This is a genomic window from Mesorhizobium sp. M0598 (assembly GCF_040320865.1).
Taxonomy (GTDB): Bacteria; Pseudomonadota; Alphaproteobacteria; order Rhizobiales; family Rhizobiaceae; genus Mesorhizobium.
Genome location: NZ_JAMYQL010000002.1, coordinates 281,855 through 297,767, shown reverse-complemented (window position 1 = coordinate 297,767; position 15,913 = coordinate 281,855). Strand labels below are relative to the sequence as shown.

The 15,913-nt window shown below is 63.1% G+C and carries 17 protein-coding genes and 1 pseudogene; 16 read left to right on the top strand and 2 right to left on the bottom strand.

From position 1 onward, the window contains the following. Nucleotides 1-19 precede the first annotated feature (19 nt). The 12 genes and pseudogenes from glyA (at nt 20) to NKI59_RS04525 (ending at nt 10,728) form a co-directional block, all read left to right on the top strand. A complete protein-coding gene (glyA, locus tag NKI59_RS04580) occupies nt 20-1,333 on the top strand; it encodes a serine hydroxymethyltransferase (protein ID WP_352702610.1) in 1,314 nt (437 codons plus the stop codon). Between the two features lie 76 nt (nt 1,334-1,409). Next, nucleotides 1,410-1,988, top strand: a complete 579-nt coding sequence (locus NKI59_RS04575) for an invasion associated locus B family protein (protein ID WP_502894791.1) — start codon at nt 1,410-1,412, stop codon at nt 1,986-1,988. 152 nt (nt 1,989-2,140) lie between these two features. Next, nucleotides 2,141-2,650, top strand: coding sequence for a transcriptional regulator NrdR (nrdR, locus tag NKI59_RS04570; RefSeq protein ID WP_023674492.1), 510 nt, complete (start codon nt 2,141-2,143; stop codon nt 2,648-2,650). A 2-nt stretch (nt 2,651-2,652) separates the two neighbouring features. After that, entirely contained in the window at nt 2,653-3,783 is a 1,131-nt protein-coding gene (ribD, locus tag NKI59_RS04565; protein ID WP_352449303.1) for a bifunctional diaminohydroxyphosphoribosylaminopyrimidine deaminase/5-amino-6-(5-phosphoribosylamino)uracil reductase RibD, read from the top strand. A 30-nt stretch (nt 3,784-3,813) separates the two neighbouring features. Then, a complete protein-coding gene (locus NKI59_RS04560; RefSeq protein WP_352449304.1) occupies nt 3,814-4,431 on the top strand; it encodes a riboflavin synthase in 618 nt (205 codons plus the stop codon). A 130-nt stretch (nt 4,432-4,561) separates the two neighbouring features. Continuing rightward, nucleotides 4,562-5,056 carry a 6,7-dimethyl-8-ribityllumazine synthase gene (gene ribH, locus NKI59_RS04555; protein WP_352449305.1) on the top strand — a complete coding sequence of 165 codons (495 nt, stop codon included), beginning with the start codon at nt 4,562-4,564 and terminating at the stop codon, nt 5,054-5,056. Beyond that, nucleotides 5,053-5,553: a transcription antitermination factor NusB gene (nusB, locus tag NKI59_RS04550; RefSeq protein ID WP_352449306.1), complete on the top strand. Its 501-nt coding sequence runs from the start codon at nt 5,053-5,055 to the stop codon at nt 5,551-5,553. Before ribH ends, nusB begins: the two co-directional genes overlap by 4 nt. After that, a pseudogene (locus NKI59_RS04545) lies at nt 5,550-6,766 on the top strand (MFS transporter). Before nusB ends, NKI59_RS04545 begins: the two are co-directional and overlap by 4 nt. A gap of 159 nt (nt 6,767-6,925) precedes the next feature. Beyond that, nucleotides 6,926-7,837: a glycine betaine ABC transporter substrate-binding protein OsmF gene (gene osmF / locus NKI59_RS04540; protein ID WP_352702607.1), complete on the top strand. Its 912-nt coding sequence runs from the start codon at nt 6,926-6,928 to the stop codon at nt 7,835-7,837. A 34-nt stretch (nt 7,838-7,871) separates the two neighbouring features. Further along, nucleotides 7,872-9,047 (top strand): ABC transporter permease, encoded by a 1,176-nt coding sequence (locus NKI59_RS04535; protein WP_352702604.1) that lies wholly within the window; start codon nt 7,872-7,874, stop codon nt 9,045-9,047. Continuing rightward, entirely contained in the window at nt 9,044-9,982 is a 939-nt protein-coding gene (locus NKI59_RS04530) for an ABC transporter ATP-binding protein (protein WP_352702602.1), read from the top strand. The genes NKI59_RS04535 and NKI59_RS04530 overlap by 4 nt, the downstream gene beginning before the upstream one ends. After that, on the top strand, nt 9,979-10,728 hold the full coding sequence (locus NKI59_RS04525) for an ABC transporter permease (RefSeq protein ID WP_352702599.1): 750 nt from the start codon (nt 9,979-9,981) through the stop codon (nt 10,726-10,728). The genes NKI59_RS04530 and NKI59_RS04525 overlap by 4 nt, the downstream gene beginning before the upstream one ends. A gap of 27 nt (nt 10,729-10,755) precedes the next feature. Here the strand turns inward: NKI59_RS04525 and NKI59_RS04520 are convergent, their stop codons facing one another. Then, nucleotides 10,756-10,989, bottom strand: coding sequence for a hypothetical protein (locus NKI59_RS04520; protein WP_352702597.1), 234 nt, complete (start codon nt 10,987-10,989; stop codon nt 10,756-10,758). A 79-nt stretch (nt 10,990-11,068) separates the two neighbouring features. Between NKI59_RS04520 and NKI59_RS04515 the strand changes: the two genes are divergently transcribed. Together NKI59_RS04515 and NKI59_RS04510 are read left to right on the top strand one after the other, a co-directional pair. Then, nucleotides 11,069-11,569: a DUF2165 family protein gene (locus NKI59_RS04515; RefSeq protein ID WP_352456589.1), complete on the top strand. Its 501-nt coding sequence runs from the start codon at nt 11,069-11,071 to the stop codon at nt 11,567-11,569. A gap of 254 nt (nt 11,570-11,823) precedes the next feature. Continuing rightward, nucleotides 11,824-13,965: a sodium-translocating pyrophosphatase gene (locus tag NKI59_RS04510; protein WP_352681621.1), complete on the top strand. Its 2,142-nt coding sequence runs from the start codon at nt 11,824-11,826 to the stop codon at nt 13,963-13,965. A 124-nt stretch (nt 13,966-14,089) separates the two neighbouring features. Here NKI59_RS04510 and NKI59_RS04505 read toward each other — a convergent pair whose 3' ends face one another. Further along, complete coding sequence (locus NKI59_RS04505) at nt 14,090-14,623, bottom strand: outer membrane protein assembly factor BamE (RefSeq protein WP_023674505.1); 534 nt, start codon at nt 14,621-14,623, stop codon at nt 14,090-14,092. 114 nt (nt 14,624-14,737) lie between these two features. Here NKI59_RS04505 and NKI59_RS04500 point away from each other — a divergent pair, with 114 nt between their 5' ends. Then, nucleotides 14,738-15,277, top strand: a complete 540-nt coding sequence (locus NKI59_RS04500) for a ubiquinol-cytochrome C chaperone family protein (RefSeq protein WP_352702593.1) — start codon at nt 14,738-14,740, stop codon at nt 15,275-15,277. Nucleotides 15,278-15,317: 40 nt separating this feature from the next. Next, nucleotides 15,318-15,866 (top strand): YceD family protein, encoded by a 549-nt coding sequence (locus NKI59_RS04495; protein WP_352456592.1) that lies wholly within the window; start codon nt 15,318-15,320, stop codon nt 15,864-15,866. Nucleotides 15,867-15,913 lie beyond the last annotated feature (47 nt).

Here is a 15,913-nt window from a genome sequence, read left to right as displayed (position 1 = left end):
GACGACAAGGATCTCAAGCATGGCAACAGCAGCGGCAGTGTCGAACAAATTCGAATCCTTCTTCGAAACCACGCTTGCCGATGCCGATCCGGAGATTTTCGGCGCGATCCGTAACGAACTCGGCCGCCAGCGCCACGAGATCGAACTGATCGCATCGGAAAACATCGTCTCCCGTGCAGTGCTGGAGGCGCAAGGGTCGATCATGACCAACAAATACGCAGAGGGCTATCCGGGCAAGCGCTACTATGGCGGCTGCCAGTTCGTCGACGTGGCCGAGGAACTGGCCATCGAGCGCGCCAAAAAGCTGTTCGGCTGCAACTTCGCCAACGTCCAGCCGAATTCCGGCAGCCAGATGAACCAGGCGGTGTTCCTGGCGCTGCTGCAGCCCGGCGACACCTTCATGGGTCTCGACCTCAATTCGGGTGGGCATCTGACGCACGGTTCGCCGGTCAACATGAGCGGCAAATGGTTCAAGGTCGTTTCCTACGGCGTGCGCAGGGACGATCACCTGCTCGACATGGATGCGATCGAGAAGACCGCGCAGGAGACCAAGCCAAAGCTGATCCTGGCCGGCGGCACCGCCTATTCGCGCGTCTGGGACTGGAAGCGCTTTCGTGAGATCGCCGACTCGATCGGCGCCTATCTGATGGTCGACATGGCGCATATCGCCGGCCTGGTCGCCGGTGGCGTGCATCCGTCGCCGCTGCCACATGCCCATGTGGTGACCACCACCACGCACAAGTCGCTGCGCGGCCCGCGCGGCGGCATAATCCTGTGCAATGATGAGGACATCGCCAAGAAGATGAATTCGGCCGTGTTTCCGGGCCTGCAGGGTGGCCCGCTGATGCATGTCATCGCCGCCAAGGCGGTGGCCTTCGGTGAGGCGTTGAAGCCAAGCTTCAAACTCTATGCCGAGAGCGTTGCCGCCAATGCCAAGGCGCTCGCCTCCAGCCTGCAGGAAACCGGTCTCGACATCGTCTCCGGCGGCACCGACAACCATCTGATGCTGGTCGACCTGCGCCCCAAGAATGCCACGGGCAAGCGTGCCGAGGCAGCGCTTGGCCGCGCCAACATCACCTGCAACAAGAACGGCATCCCTTTCGATCCCGAAAAGCCGTTCGTCACCTCGGGGGTGCGCCTCGGCACGCCGGCCGGCACCACGCGCGGTTTCGGCCAGGCCGAGTTCCGCGAGATCGGCAAGCTGATCGCCGAAGTGCTGGATGGACTGAAGGTCGCCAATTCCGACGAGGGCAATGCGGCCGTCGAGGCAACCGTGAAGGCCAAGGTGGCGACATTGACGGATCGTTTTCCGCTTTACCCGTATCTTGGTTGACGCAGGGCGTCGTTCCCCCAACTGTGACGGCGCCGATCAACTGGGCACGGCTGCATCTCGGAGACGCTTGATGATGATGCGAATTTTCCGTTTCGCCAGTGTTGGCGCTGCCTTGCTCACCTTAGCCACCTCGCCGCTACTCGGCGCGGCCTTTGCGCAGACCGAGCCGACCCCGGCAGCACCCAAGACAGAGACCTTCGGCAGTTGGTCCACCACGGTGGACGAGGTCAACACCGGCGAGGATGTGCGCAAGACCTGCGCCGCCTCGACGGTCTTTTTCGACGCTAACGGCACCAGTGGCACCCTCACGCTGGCCATCTCGAATGGCGACGTATTGCCACCCGATGGTTATCCGAGCCTCATCATCGCCGTGAGAAACAGTGACTTGCCCAAGGGCGATAACATCCCGGTGGTGTTCCGGGACGTCAACGACAAGATCAAGGCCGGTTTTCGTCTTATCGCCGACGGACAGTGGATGATAGACAACAAGTCCGAGACCACGCTCGCGGTACTGCGCGCCATGCGCCGCACCAGCGCCCTCGATGTCAGCTTCGCCGACAAGCCGGTCGCGACCATATCGATGGACGGCTTCACCAAGGCCTATCGCTATCTCGGCACGTCTTGCGGCTTCCTGACCGGCGACGTCGCGCCCTGATTGGCGGACCGCTGTCAACTGATTGCCGCTCTCGCAATTTTCCTCGCGCCTCGCTATCTCTGAAGCGCGATCGGTCATCGGCCATACTTTGCCACGGCGGCAAAAACCTCTAAGCCTTTCGCTCCACGAGAATCGCGAACCGAAGGCTCTCCATGCGCTGCCCTTATTGCCAGTCCGAAGATACGCAGGTGAAGGATTCGCGCCCTGCCGAAGACGGTGCAGCGATCCGCAGGCGGCGCGTCTGCCCGGATTGCGGCGGCCGCTTCACCACTTTCGAGCGGGTACAACTGCGCGACCTCGTCGTGGTGAAGAAGTCGGGACGCAAGGTGCCGTTCGACCGCGACAAGCTGCTGCGCTCGGTCGAGATTGCGGTACGCAAGCGCAACGTCGACCCGGAGCGCATCGACCGCGCGGTGACCGGCATCGTGCGCCAGCTCGAAAGCTCGGGCGAGACCGAGGTGGCCTCGGGGGAAGTCGGCCGGCTGGTCATGGAGGCGCTTAAGTCGCTCGATGATGTCGCCTATGTGCGCTTTGCCTCCGTCTACCGCAATTTCCGCGAGGCCAAGGATTTCCACGACGTGTTGGGCGAACTCAAAGGCGACGAGCTCAAAACCGACGAGCCCAGGGGCGAAGAGCTGAAGAGCGAAGAGGACGCCAGCTGAGCATGGCAGGGTCCGAACGCAGCACGGCTGAGCAAGAGGTCGTCGATCGCCGCTATATGGCGGCAGCCCTCAGGCTGTCGCGCAAGAATGCCGGGCGGACCTCGACCAACCCTTCCGTCGGCACGCTGATCGTGCGCGATGACGGCGACGGGCCGAGGATCGTCGGCAGCGGCGTCACCGCCGTCGGCGGCCGGCCGCATGCCGAGACCGAGGCTTTGGCAGAGGCCGGCGAACTGGCGCGCGGCGCCACCGCCTATGTAACGCTGGAGCCCTGCGCCCATCACGGCCGCACGCCGCCTTGCGCCAATGCGCTGGTCAGTGCCGGCGTGGCGCGTGTGGTCGGCGCTGCCAGCGATCCGGACCCGCGTGTTTCCGGCAAGGGCTATGCAATCTTGCGTGCCGCCGGCGTCGAAGTGGTGGAAAAAGTGTTGGCGGCCGAGGCCGCGGAGCAGATGGCCGGCTATTTAATTCGATCTCTGAAAAAACGCCCGGAAGTGATCCTGAAACTTGCGCTTTCGAGCGACAACAAGATCGGCGTGAAAGGCGAGGGACAGGTCTCCATCACCGGCGATATTGCGCGGCGCGAAGTCTATCTGATGCGCGCCGAAGCCGATGGCATATTGATCGGCATCGGCACCGCATTGGAGGACGATCCGGCGCTGACGGTTCGGCTTCCGGGACTGGAGAGCCGTTCGCCGGCGCGCATCGTACTCGACCGTCAGATCAGGCTACCCGAGACTTCGAAACTGGTCGCCGGCGTCGACCGTGTGCCGCTCTATGTCGCTGCCTGCGCCGAGGCCGATCCGCACCGGCGCGCCGCGCTCGAACGCGCCGGCGTTCGCTTCATCGGTACTGAGACCTATGAAGGCGATATTGCGCTGCCGGAACTGCTCGAGGACCTGGCGGCGCTCGGCATGGCAAGCGTCCTGGTCGAGGGCGGCGCGAGGGTGGCCAAGGCGTTCCTCGACGAACAACTGGTCGATCGTATCGTGCTGTTTCAGGGGCCGGGCGCGATCGGCGAGGGCGGCATTGTATCGCCGATCGATGCCAACAATATCCCGCCGGGATTTCGCAAATTGCGCAACATGCGTTTCGGCGAAGATACATATGCGGAATGGATAAGAGACATCTAGGACCGAACTGATGTTCACGGGGCCAAACTAATGTTCACTGGAATCGTCACCGATGTCGGCACTGTCGCTGCCGTGAAGCCGCTCAGGGAAGGCGTCGGTTTGCGTATCGACACCGCTTACGATCCGCAGACCATTGCCATCGGCGCCTCGATTTCCTGCGGCGGCGTCTGCCTGACGGTAACGGGATTGCCGGAAGATGGCGCCAACGCACGTTGGTTCGAGGTCGAGGCCTGGGAAGAGGCCCTCAGGCTGACGACCGCGATGGGCTGGAAATCAGGCACGCGCATCAACCTGGAGCGGGCTCTGAAGATCGGCGACGAGCTTGGCGGCCATATAGTGTCCGGCCACGTCGACGGCATGGCCGAGATCGTGGCGCGTAAGGAAGAGGGCGACGCCGTTCGCTTCACCCTGGAAGCACCGCGCGAGCTTGCCAAATTCATCGCCCCCAAGGGTTCCGTCGCGCTCGACGGCACTTCGCTCACCGTCAACAAGGTCGAGGGCACCCGCTTCGACGTGCTGTTGATCCACCATTCGCTGACCGTCACCACCTGGGGCGAACGCCAGGTCGGCGATCGCGTCAACCTTGAGATCGACACCATGGCCCGCTACGCGGCGCGACTGGTGGAGGCGGCGAAGGAGGGGCTTTGAGGCGCTCGTCCATAAAGCCCATTCCCTGATGCGACCGCCGCCGAGTTGGCCTTGAAAGTTCCTTCGGCAATCTTCCGCTTGCGATCAAACCGGCTTCGGCCTAAGTCACCGGCGATCCCCGGAGACATCTATGGCAGGCACATCCCAACACGGCAAAGCGTTCATCCGTCCGAAGAAGAAGGCCCACCTTCTTGTCATCGAGGCGCGCTTTCACGACGACCTTGCCGACGCGTTGCTCGAAGGCGCGACAAAGGCCCTCGAGGAAGCGGGCGCGACATACGACGTCGTCACTGTTCCGGGCTCGCTCGAAATCCCGGCGGTGATTTCCTTCGCGCTCGACGGTGCCTCCGAAGGCGGGACGAACTATGACGGCTTCGTCGCCCTCGGCACGGTGGTCCGCGGCGACACCTATCATTTCGATATCGTCGCCAATGAATCCAGCCGTGCCCTGATGGACCTGTCCGTGCAGGATGCGGTCTGCATCGGCAACGGCATCCTGACCACCGAAAACGACGAACAGGCCTGGACACGGGCCAGGCGTTCGGAAGGCGACAAGGGCGGCTTTGCGGCGCGTGCGGCGCTGACCATGATCGCTCTAAAGGAACAGCTGGGAGAGCGAACGTGAGCGAACCCGCTTCGCCCGGCCAGCCTGCGGTTCGCCATGCCAACAAGCGCGGTGCTGCCCGTCTGGCCGCCGTGCAGGCGCTCTACCAGATGGACGTCGCCGGCAGCGGTGTGTTTGAGATCACCGCCGAATACGAGGCGTTCAGGCTCGGCAAGGAAGTCGACGGCGCGCTCTATCGCGAAGCCGATGCGCAATGGTTTCGTGCCATTCTTGCCGGCGTTGTCGAGCACCAGAAGACCATCGATCCAGTCATTCGACAGGCGCTGACCGAGGACTGGCCTCTGTCGAGGCTCGATTCCACGTTGCGCGCCATATTGCGCGCCGGCGTCTACGAGTTGATGCAGCGCGAGGACGTGCCGGTGGCGGTCATCGTCTCCGAATATGTCGACATCGCCAAGGCATTTTACGAGGAAGACGAGCCGAAACTGGTCAATGCGGTGCTTGATCGCGTGTCGCGCCGGGTGCGTGGCGAGGGCCGCGGCAAGGACGCCTCATGACTGCTATCGTCGCCGTTGGGGCGGGCAAGGAAGCGCGTCGCGCCGCCTTCATCCTCGCAGCCTCGCAGGCGATCATCGGCTCGGCCGCACCCATCGCCATTTCCATGGGCGGATTGGCCGGGCAGTACCTGCTCGATGCTGACAAGTCGCTGGCAACCGCGCCGATCACCGGTTTCAATGTCGGCGTGGCGCTCGGTTCCCTGCCGGCCGCGGCGATCATCCGCCGGCTCGGCCAGCGCGACGGCTTCATGACCGGCACAGCGGTCACGGCGCTTGGCGGGCTGGTCGCCACGCTGGCGCTGTTTCATCCCAGCTTCTGGCTATTCGCTTTCGGCTTGGCCGTGATCGGCATCGGGGGCGCTTTCGTCCAGCAGTTCCGCTTTGCCGCCGCCGACAATGCGCCGCCTGAATTCAAGGCGCGCGCCATCTCCTTCGTGCTGGCCGGCGGCATCGTCACCGCCATCCTTGGACCGCAGATCGTCATCTTCACCGGCGATCTGTTCTCGCCGGTGAAGTTTGCCGGCTCGTTTGCGTCCATCCTGGTGCTGGCGGCGGTCGGCGCCGCCATTCTCTCTTTGTTGCGCATCCCGGCCAAGGCAACCGACAAGGTGGAAATTTCCGACAGCGACGCCCGGCCGCTCTCGGAAATTGTCACCAGGCCACGCTTCGTCGCGGCGTTGTTTTGCGCCATCGGCAGCTACGCACTGATGAGCTTCGTGATGACCGGCGCGCCGCTGGCCATGGTCGGCTGCGGCCTTTCGACCGACGACGCCACGCTCGGCATTTCCTGGCACGTCATGGCGATGTTCGCGCCGAGCTTCTTCACGGGGTCGCTGATCTATCGCTTCGGCGCTGAGCGGATCGTGGCCATCGGCCTGGTGCTGCTGATTGGCTGCGCCATAGTGGCGCTGTCAGGGTTGGCACTGTGGCAGTTCTGGACGGCGCTGATCCTGCTCGGCCTTGGCTGGAACTTCAGCTTCATCGGTGCCACCGCCATGGTGGCCGACAGCTACCAGTCATCCGAAAAAGGCAAGGTCCAGGGTTCCACGATTTCGTCCTGTTCGGCTCCGTCGCCTTCGCCTCACTGATGTCGGGGGCGGTCTACAATGCCTGGGGCTGGGAGATGCTGAACTGGATGATTTTCCCGGTCGTCGCGCTGTGCTTCGTGGCACTGGGCGTGTTGAAGATGACGGGCCTGCGCGCGGCCAACTGACGTCACCCTGTCGGGACGTCGCGGCAGCGGATTCACTCACATCCGAACAAAATTATTGCGCCCATCCCCCCTCTTATGAAACCGTGTACCCCGACGGGGCATCGAAGCCATGCTCATATGCGGCAGCCGTATTCCGGTTCACAGCAAGGGATTTGTGAGATGTTTTCAATCAAGATTCTGGCCGGCGCTGTACTAGCGCTCGGAATTGCGTTGGCCTCGGCGAGTGCCCAGGTGGTGGTGTCGTCGAAGATCGACACCGAGGGCGGTGTGCTCGGCAATATCATCCAGCTGGTGCTGAACGCCAATAATATCCAGACCACCGACCGCATCCAACTCGGCGGCACGCCCGTGGTACGCAAGGCGATTACAGCCGGCGAGATAGACATCTATCCGGAATACACCGGCAACGCCGCCTTCTTCTTCGAGAAGGCCGACGATCCGGTGTGGAAAGACGCCGCCAAGGCCTACGAGACTGCCAAGAGGCTCGACTACGACGCCAACAAGATCGTCTGGCTGTCACCGTCACCGGCCAACAACACCTGGGCGATCGCCCTGCGCAAGGAGGTCGCCGATACCAATAAGCTCGTCACCCTTTCCGACTTCGGCAAATATGTCTCGGGCGGCGGCAAGGTGGTGCTGGCGGCCTCCGCCGAGTTCGTCAATTCGGCGGCCGCGCTGCCCGCTTTCCAGAAGACCTATGGCTTCACGCTAAAGCCGGACCAGTTGATCACGCTGTCGGGCGGCGACACGGCGGCCACCATTGCCGCCGCAGCCAACCAGACTAACGGCGCCAACGCCGCCATGGTCTATGGCACCGACGGCGGCATCGCGCCCTCCGGCCTCGTCGTGCTTGAGGACGACAAGGGTGTGCAGCCGGTCTACCAGCCGGCGCCGATCATCCGCGAGGCGGTGCTGAAGGAGCATCCCGAAATCGAGACGCTGCTGAAGCCGGTCTTCGCCAAGCTCGACCTTGTCACGCTGCAGGAGTTGAACGGCCGAGTGCAGGTCGGCGGCGAACCGGTCAAGGGCGTCGCCGAGGACTTTTTGAAAAAGAACGGCTTCCTCAAGTAAGGCGCGCCGCTTTCGAGGTCCGCCGGATCGGCCGATGGAGGAGGGCGTGCGCATCCGGTTCGACAAGCTCGGCGTGGTCATCGCGGCGATATCAGCCTATGCGGCTTTTGCGGCACCATTCGCCACGTTCCGCGCCAATCGCATCGTACCCGGCGAGGCGCGCTCGATCCTCGAATCTTTGCCTGCAATGGTCGGTCCGCTGTTGATGGCGATTGTCGTCGCAGCGGCGCTCATTGCGCTGCTGAAAACGCCGCTTGCTCTGCGCCTCGCCGCCAGTGTGGTTGCACTTGCGGCGCTGGCGCTGCTGATCGGCGTTGCCGGCAGCTTCCTGACGCCCGCCGGCAACACCTTCGCCCGTATCTCGCCGGCTTCGGGCTTCTGGCTGCTTATCTTCGCCTTCACGCTTCTGCTCGCCGACGTGCTTACGCGGCTGAACCTGTCGCCGCAGGCACGGATCGGCGTGCTTGTTGTCGCCGCAGCGGCGATCGGCCTGCTGCTCGTCTCGGGAAGCTGGAACAGCCTGTCGATCCTCAAGGAATATTTCAATCGTTCCGATAGTTTTTGGGCGGAAGGCTCCAAGCATGTGACGCTGGCGCTGGGTTCGCTGGTGGCAGCGGTGATCATCGGCCTTCCGCTCGGCATCCTCTGCCACCGCGTCGAGAAATTGCGGGCCGGTGTGCTCAACGTGCTGAATATCATCCAGACCATTCCTTCGATTGCGCTGTTCGGGCTCTTGATCGCACCGCTCGGCTGGGTCGCTTCGCATGTGCCGGGAGCTGCCGCGCTCGGCATTCGCGGCATCGGCACGGCGCCGGCTTTCGTCGCTTTGTTCCTCTATTCGCTGCTGCCGGTAGTGGCCAACACCGTGGTCGGCCTCGCCGGTGTGCCGCGTGCCGCCAACGACGCAGCGCGCGGCATGGGCATGACCGACCGCCAGCGGCTGTTCGGCGTCGAGTTTCCGCTGGCTTTCCCGGTGATCCTCACCGGCATCCGCATCGTGCTGGTGCAGAATATCGGCCTCGCCACAATTGCCGCGTTGATCGGCGGCGGCGGCTTTGGCGTGTTCGTATTCCAGGGGGTCGGCCAGACGGCGATGGACCTGGTGCTGCTCGGTGCTGTTCCCACGGTGGTGCTGGCCTTCGCCGCTGCCATCATGCTCGATGCAGTGATCGAAATGAGCGCCAGCAAGCGCAGGGTTGAAACGGCATGATCGAGATCGAAGGCATCACCAAGCGCTACGGCGAGACGACAGTCGTCAACGACGTGTCGATGGTAATCGAGCCGCGCAGCATCGCCGTCATCGTCGGCACCTCCGGCTCCGGCAAGACGACGCTGCTTCGCATGATAAACCGGCTGGTCGAGCCGACATCGGGAGTGATCAAGCTCGACGGCGTCGACAACCGCTCGGTGCCGGATTATGAGCTGCGCCGCAGCATCGGCTATGCCATCCAGGGCCACGGCCTGTTTCCGCATCGCACGGTGGCGCAGAACATCGCCACTGTGCCGGTATTGCTCGGCTGGGACGCCAACCGCATCAAGGCCCGCGTCGACGAGCTGATGACGCTATACCAGCTCGACCCGCAAGCCTACGGGCCACGCTATCCGCATGAGCTTTCCGGCGGCCAGCAGCAGCGCGTCGGCGTCGCCCGGGCGCTTGCCGCGGAACCCAACGTGCTGTTGATGGATGAGCCGTTCGGCGCGCTCGATCCGATCATCCGCAACAAGGCGCAAGAGGATCTGCTGGCGATCCAGAAACGCTTCGGCACCACCATCATCCTCGTCACCCATGACATGGAAGAGGCCGTTCACATGGGCGACAAGATCGCGGTGATGGATGGCGGCAAAGTAGTGCAATATGCCGCGCCGGCCGAGATACTGGCGAAACCGGCCAGCGCGTTTGTCGAGACCCTGGTTGGCGCCAGTGAAAAACCGTTCCGGCTGTTGTCGCTTGGCCGGGTGCGCGACGCGGTAGAAAAAGGCACGGCCGAAGGCGAGGCGATCCCCGGTGACGCCAGCCAACGCGACGCGCTCGCCGAACTCCTGTGGTCGGGCCGCCCGGCACTTCCGGTGAAAGATACCGAGGGCAAGCCGCTTGGCCGCGTCACTGTGGACGGGCTGGTTAAGCGAGCGGCGAGGCCGGCATGAAAGCCTGGCTTCCCTCGCTGTTCAGGCTGGCCCTGGTGGTGGTGCTTATTGCCTTCGTCACCAATCCCGGCTGGTTCGAACCGCTGCTGAAGCCGCTGACAGAGAACAACGCGCCGGTAATCTACAATCAGGGCAGCCTTTTGACGTTGACGCTGCTGCATCTGCGGACCGTGCTGATCGCGACGGTTGCCGCGACGATCGTTGCGGTCGCGCTCGCCATTCTGGTCACAAGGCCAGCCGGCGCCGAATTCCTGCCGCTGTCGCGCAGCCTGGTCAATATCGGCCAAACGTTTCCGCCGGTGGCGGTGCTGGCGCTTGCCGTGCCGGCCGTCGGCTTCGGCGAAAAGCCGACGCTGATTGCGCTGTTTCTCTACGGACTGCTGCCGATCTTTGAGAATGCGCTGACCGGCCTGACGACGCTGCCGGCCAACGTAGTCGAGGCGGCGCGTGGCGCCGGCATGACCGGCTGGCAAAGACTGGTCAAGGTCGAGCTGCCGCTCAGCGCGCCGATCATTCTCGGTGGTATCCGGCTGTCGGTGGTGATCAGCCTCGCCACCGCGACCATCGGCTCGACGGTAGCGGCGAGGACACTGGGCGAGGTGATCATCGCAGGCCTGCTGTCGAACAACCTCGCCTTCATCCTGCAGGGTGGCCTGATCGTCGCCGCCCTTGCCGTGCTGATCTATGACGGGCTGTCGGCGGTCGAGCGCTATACCGCCCGGCGCATGGGACGCGAGCCCGAGTAGCGTCTCGGGGCGAAGTTCGGTCTTTTTTCAGTGGCCGGTCAACCGCGTCGGATGATCGAGCGTCAGTTCCAGCGTTGTGCCCGTCTCGCCGGTGATCCAGCGGCGGCGGATGATGGCGAAATCGTGCTGTGTGTCGGCTCTAACCACAGAGACCAAGTCGCCCACCGCGCAATCACTGTCGAGATCGAGGGCTTCGACAGTCTCGGCAATGTCTTGCTTGCCGGCATAATGTCTCGCAATGGCTGTGAGCACGATGATCACTGGCCCACCCGTTGCGCGATCTTCGGGACTCGGCGATTGATGAGTGCGATGCCCCGATCTTTCAGCAGGAGTTCTTGCCATGACCGCGCGTTTCTCCAAGATCGTCATGTGTTTGTGTCTGGCGGCTTTCGCCTTTCTCGTCGCCTTCGGCAACATCACCGATTACGGCTCAAACTTCGCCTTTGTCCAGCATGTGCTGAGCATGGACACGACCTTTCCCGGCAATGCACTGATGTACCGCTCGATCACCAACCCGTCGCTGTGGACGGCTGGCTACTGGCTGATCATCATTGGCGAGGCGCTGACCTGCCTGCTTTACCTAATCGCCGCCTGGCAACTCTGGCAGGCGCGCAAAGCCAGCGGACAGGCATTCAACGATGCCAAGAAGTTCGTCATCATAGCCGCCACAATGGGTTTCCTTGTTTGGTATTTCGGCTTCATGGTCGTTGGCGGCGAGTGGTTCGCCATGTGGCAGTCTTCGATTTGGAATGGTCAGGAGGCGGCGTTCAAATTCTACATGACCATGCTGGTGGTGCTGGTCTTCGTCGTCCAGCCGGACGGCGACCCGCGTAAAGCCTGACCGCCGTTCGCCGATTTCAACCGATCTAACCGGATGGCAGTGTCGACAGGCGCACACTGCCGTCCAGCCTTTTGGACGAAACCCGGGATCTTTTGGGCGAAAGCCGGACAGGAACGGAACAATATCTTGACGTTCCGAGCCCTGTTTCGCATAAGCCGCTGCGAAGGGACGGATTCCGGTTGCGGAAAATTCGTCCCTGTCTCAACGGCCCGGGGAGGGGTTCTTTTGGGCCACCAATCGAGGAAAATTCGGCAATGACCATAATTTCAGCTGTCATCGCCTGCGGTCTGCTTTCAGTCCTTTACGCCATCTGGGCGACACGTTCGGTCCTCGCGGCCGATCAGGGCAATGCACGCATGCAGGAAATTTCCGCGGCCATCCGCGAAGGCGCGCAGGCCTATCTGGCGCGCCAGTACACCACTATCGCCATCGTCGGCGTCGTGGTCCTGCTGCTTGCCTGGTGGCTGCTTTCGATCACCGCCGCCATCGGCTTCCTGATCGGCGCCGTTCTATCGGGCGCCGCTGGCTTCATCGGCATGCACGTCTCCGTGCGCGCCAATGTGCGTACCGCGCAGGCGGCTTCCAACAGCCTCGCTGCCGGCCTCGAGATCGCCTTCAAGTCGGGCGCCATCACTGGCATGCTGGTTGCTGGCCTGGCCCTGCTCGGCGTCTCGATCTACTACCTGATCCTGACCCAGTTCATGGGTCTGCAGCCCGACGATCGCGTCGTCATCGACTCGCTTGTTTCGCTCGGCTTCGGCGCCTCGCTGATCTCGATCTTCGCCCGTCTCGGCGGCGGCATCTTCACCAAGGGCGCCGACGTCGGCGGCGATCTCGTCGGCAAGGTTGAAGCCGGCATTCCCGAAGATGATCCACGCAATCCGGCCACCATCGCCGACAATGTCGGCGACAATGTCGGCGATTGCGCCGGCATGGCCGCCGACCTGTTCGAGACTTATGCTGTGACCGTCGTCGCCACCATGGTCCTCGCCGCCATCTTCTTCGGTGGCACCGCCGTTCTCGGCGCGGCCATGCTCTATCCGCTGGCCATCTGCGGCGCCTGCATTCTCACCTCGATCGTCGGCACCTTCTTCGTCAAGCTCGGTTCCAGCGGCTCAATCATGGGCGCGCTCTACAAGGGCCTGATCGTCACCGGCCTGCTGTCAATTGTCGGCCTTGCCGTGGCCACCTCGGCATGCATCGGCTGGGGTGAGATCGGCACCGTCGCCGGCATGGCCATCACCGGCACGAACCTGTTCATCTGCGGTCTCGTCGGCCTTGCGGTGACCGGCCTCATCGTGGTGATCACCGAATATTATACCGGTACCAACAAGCGTCCGGTGAACTCCATCGCCCAGGCCTCGGTCACCGGTCACGGCACCAACGTCATCCAGGGCCTCGCGGTCTCGCTGGAAGCGACGGCGTTGCCGGCGATCGTCATCGTCGGCGGCATCATCTCGACATACCAGCTCGCCGGCCTCTACGGCACAGCGATCGCGGTGACGACGATGCTTGGCCTCGCCGGCATGATCGTCGCGCTCGATGCCTTCGGCCCGGTCACCGACAATGCCGGCGGCATTGCCGAAATGGCCGGCCTGCCCAAGGAAGTGCGCCAGTCAACCGACGCGCTCGACGCTGTCGGCAACACCACCAAGGCGGTAACCAAGGGCTACGCCATCGGTTCGGCCGGCCTCGGCGCGCTGGTGCTGTTCGCGGCCTACTCTAACGACCTGAAGTTCTTTGCCGCCAATGGCGACAAATACCCCTACTTCCAGGGCATGGGCGACGTCTCCTTCGACCTCTCCAATCCTTACGTCGTCGCCGGCCTGATCTTCGGCGGCCTGATCCCGTATCTGTTCGGCGGCATCGCCATGACCGCCGTCGGCCGCGCCGCGGGTGCTATCGTCCAGGAGGTGCGCAAGCAGTTCCGCGAGGATCCGGGCATCATGGCCGGCACCTCGAAGCCGAACTATGCGCGCGCCGTCGACCTTCTGACCAAGGCAGCGATCCGGGAGATGATCGTTCCGTCATTGCTGCCGGTGCTGGCACCGCTGGTGGTCTATTTCGGCGTCCTCCTGATCTCCGGTTCGAAGGCATCCGCCTTTGCCGCGCTCGGCGCCTCGCTGCTCGGCGTCATTGTCAACGGCCTGTTCGTTGCCATCTCGATGACCTCCGGCGGCGGCGCCTGGGACAACGCCAAGAAGTCGTTCGAAGATGGTTTCGTCGACAAGGACGGCCTCAAGCACCTCAAGGGCTCCGAAGCGCACAAGGCTTCGGTGACCGGCGACACGGTCGGCGATCCCTACAAGGATACTGCCGGCCCAGCGGTCAATCCGGCGATCAAGATCACCAACATCGTCGCGCTGCTGTTGCTGGCCGTTCTCGCGCACGGCTAAGCTCGGTCGCTATGGCCTTAAGACAAAAACCCGCGGGATCGCTCCCGCGGGTTTTTCATTGCCTGAGATATGCCGCTTACAGGGAAGCGAAAGGAACGGAAGGAAGCCGACACCCTCGGGCGGATCAGGTGCCGCCGAGCGTGCTGCCGCCGCTGGCGCCGGGAACGCCAGGCGCCAGCTTACTGGCGCCACTGATGATCTGGCTGAGGAAGTTCTGGTCCTTGCCGCCGGTCGGCGTGGTGCGCGAGATGAAGTCGAACACCTTGCCGTCCTTCAAGCCGTAATTGGCGATCTGGGTGACGCGCCCGTCATCGCCAAAATAGACCGCCAGCACATGTTGGTCGACCAGCCGCGGCTTGTCGAAGGCGACATAGCGCTTGCGCGTCTGAGAAATGTAATAAAAGGCCTCGTTATCGAAGGTCGCCTTCGTCGAGGGAGTGCCGAGCGCCAGCAGCACCTGTTCGCGGCTTGAGCCGACCGGCACCAGGTCGATCGCCTGCTGGTCGATGACGTAGCCTTGCGTCAGCGTCTCGCTCGGATTGAGATCGCCGATCATCTTGGACGAATTGCAGGCGGAAAGCGCCGCAGCGATCACCAGCAGCGAAACCGCACCGCCGGGCCTGGGCAGGAAAGTCGACTTGAATTTCAGCGCGCGCAACTACAACTCCATAAGCTGGCCGCAACTTGCGCTGGGCCGCAAAACCGGTAAACCAGCTTGCTTGCCGATGCAACAAGGCCACTTCAACAAACGGTCCCGGGAGACCACCCTCAAATGTTCCAGCGCCTCTTTGGCCACGAACGACATGCCAACCGCGCCATCACCGAGGCGCTTTACGCACAAATCGTGGCGGCGGCGCGGCAAACGGTGTTTTATTCCGCCTGGGACGTGCCGGACACGCCGCTCGGCCGCTTCGAGATGCTGTCGTTGCACATGTTCCTGTTCCAGCACCGGTTGCGCGGCGAGGGCGGTGCCGCGGCAGAGGTTGCGCAGGTGCTGATCGACGAGTTCTTCATGGATGTCGAACATTCGTTGCGTGAATTGGGCATTGGCGACGTCGGCGTGCCGAAGCGAATGCGGAAACTGGCGAAGATGTTCTATGGCCGTACCGCCGCCTATGATGATGCGCTGCAACGAAATGACCATGATGCACTCGCCGCCGCCCTTGCCCGCAATGTCAGGCCGGATGCCGGCGCCTGGCCGCAAGCGTCGCAATTGGCACTCTATGCCGCCGATGCATCAAGGCAACTCGCGGAACAGCCGACCGAATCGATCGTTTCCGGAACGGTGGCATTTCCCGTGGCCAACGCTTGAGCGACGGCAGGCCGATGAAGGCGGCGAAGTGGAGGCGAAGATGAAACACCCTGATACCCACAGCCCAGTGTCATTCCTGGCAAATGTCGCCCGGCTGCCGCAAAAGGGGCTGCCGGTGGTCATCGATGCCGACGCTGGGCAGCGCGCCCTGCTGGCCGTCGAGCACGAGCTGCTTTCGGTCGAGAACTATCGCGCCGAACTCCTGGTCGAGCCCTGGAAGCGCAACGGGGTGAAAGTCAGCGGCCATGTCGAGGCCGATATAACGCAGGCCTGCATCGTCACCCTCGACCCGGTCGAGGCGCATATCGATGAGCCGGTCGAAGCGCTGTTCCTGCCGGAGCAATCCAAGCTCGGGCGGCAAGGTTTCGACGGCGGCGGTGAGATCCTGCTCGACGCCGAAGGCCCGGACAGCCCGGAAACCTTTTCCGGCGATGCGATCGACGTCGGGGCGCTTGCCGAGCAGTTCTTTGGCTTGGCGATCGATCCATATCCGCGCAAGCCGGGTGTATCGCTGGAGGCCGCCGGCGATGCCGAGCCTGTGGAGAATGAATTCCAGCAAAAGCTCAGATCACTGTTGGGAAAATCCTGATAGCTGACCCAATTTGAGAAAAGTTGGTTGTGCGGCAGCCCAAAACC

What these genes read in the sequence shown, in the direction of transcription:
- NKI59_RS04560 (WP_352449304.1), top strand. Translation starts at nt 3,814, where the DNA reads ATGTTCACTGGAATCGTCACCGATGTCGGCACTGTCGCTGCCGTGAAG.
- NKI59_RS04530 (WP_352702602.1), top strand. Translation starts at nt 9,044, where the DNA reads ATGATCGAGATCGAAGGCATCACCAAGCGCTACGGCGAGACGACAGTC.
- NKI59_RS04535 (WP_352702604.1), top strand. Translation starts at nt 7,872, where the DNA reads ATGGAGGAGGGCGTGCGCATCCGGTTCGACAAGCTCGGCGTGGTCATC.
- osmF (WP_352702607.1), top strand. Translation starts at nt 6,926, where the DNA reads ATGTTTTCAATCAAGATTCTGGCCGGCGCTGTACTAGCGCTCGGAATT.
- glyA (WP_352702610.1), top strand. Translation starts at nt 20, where the DNA reads ATGGCAACAGCAGCGGCAGTGTCGAACAAATTCGAATCCTTCTTCGAA.
- NKI59_RS04515 (WP_352456589.1), top strand. Translation starts at nt 11,069, where the DNA reads ATGACCGCGCGTTTCTCCAAGATCGTCATGTGTTTGTGTCTGGCGGCT.
- ribD (WP_352449303.1), top strand. Translation starts at nt 2,653, where the DNA reads ATGGCAGGGTCCGAACGCAGCACGGCTGAGCAAGAGGTCGTCGATCGC.
- NKI59_RS04495 (WP_352456592.1), top strand. Translation starts at nt 15,318, where the DNA reads ATGAAACACCCTGATACCCACAGCCCAGTGTCATTCCTGGCAAATGTC.
- NKI59_RS04510 (WP_352681621.1), top strand. Translation starts at nt 11,824, where the DNA reads ATGACCATAATTTCAGCTGTCATCGCCTGCGGTCTGCTTTCAGTCCTT.
- nrdR (WP_023674492.1), top strand. Translation starts at nt 2,141, where the DNA reads ATGCGCTGCCCTTATTGCCAGTCCGAAGATACGCAGGTGAAGGATTCG.
- NKI59_RS04525 (WP_352702599.1), top strand. Translation starts at nt 9,979, where the DNA reads ATGAAAGCCTGGCTTCCCTCGCTGTTCAGGCTGGCCCTGGTGGTGGTG.
- ribH (WP_352449305.1), top strand. Translation starts at nt 4,562, where the DNA reads ATGGCAGGCACATCCCAACACGGCAAAGCGTTCATCCGTCCGAAGAAG.
- NKI59_RS04500 (WP_352702593.1), top strand. Translation starts at nt 14,738, where the DNA reads ATGTTCCAGCGCCTCTTTGGCCACGAACGACATGCCAACCGCGCCATC.
- NKI59_RS04575 (WP_502894791.1), top strand. Translation starts at nt 1,410, where the DNA reads ATGCGAATTTTCCGTTTCGCCAGTGTTGGCGCTGCCTTGCTCACCTTA.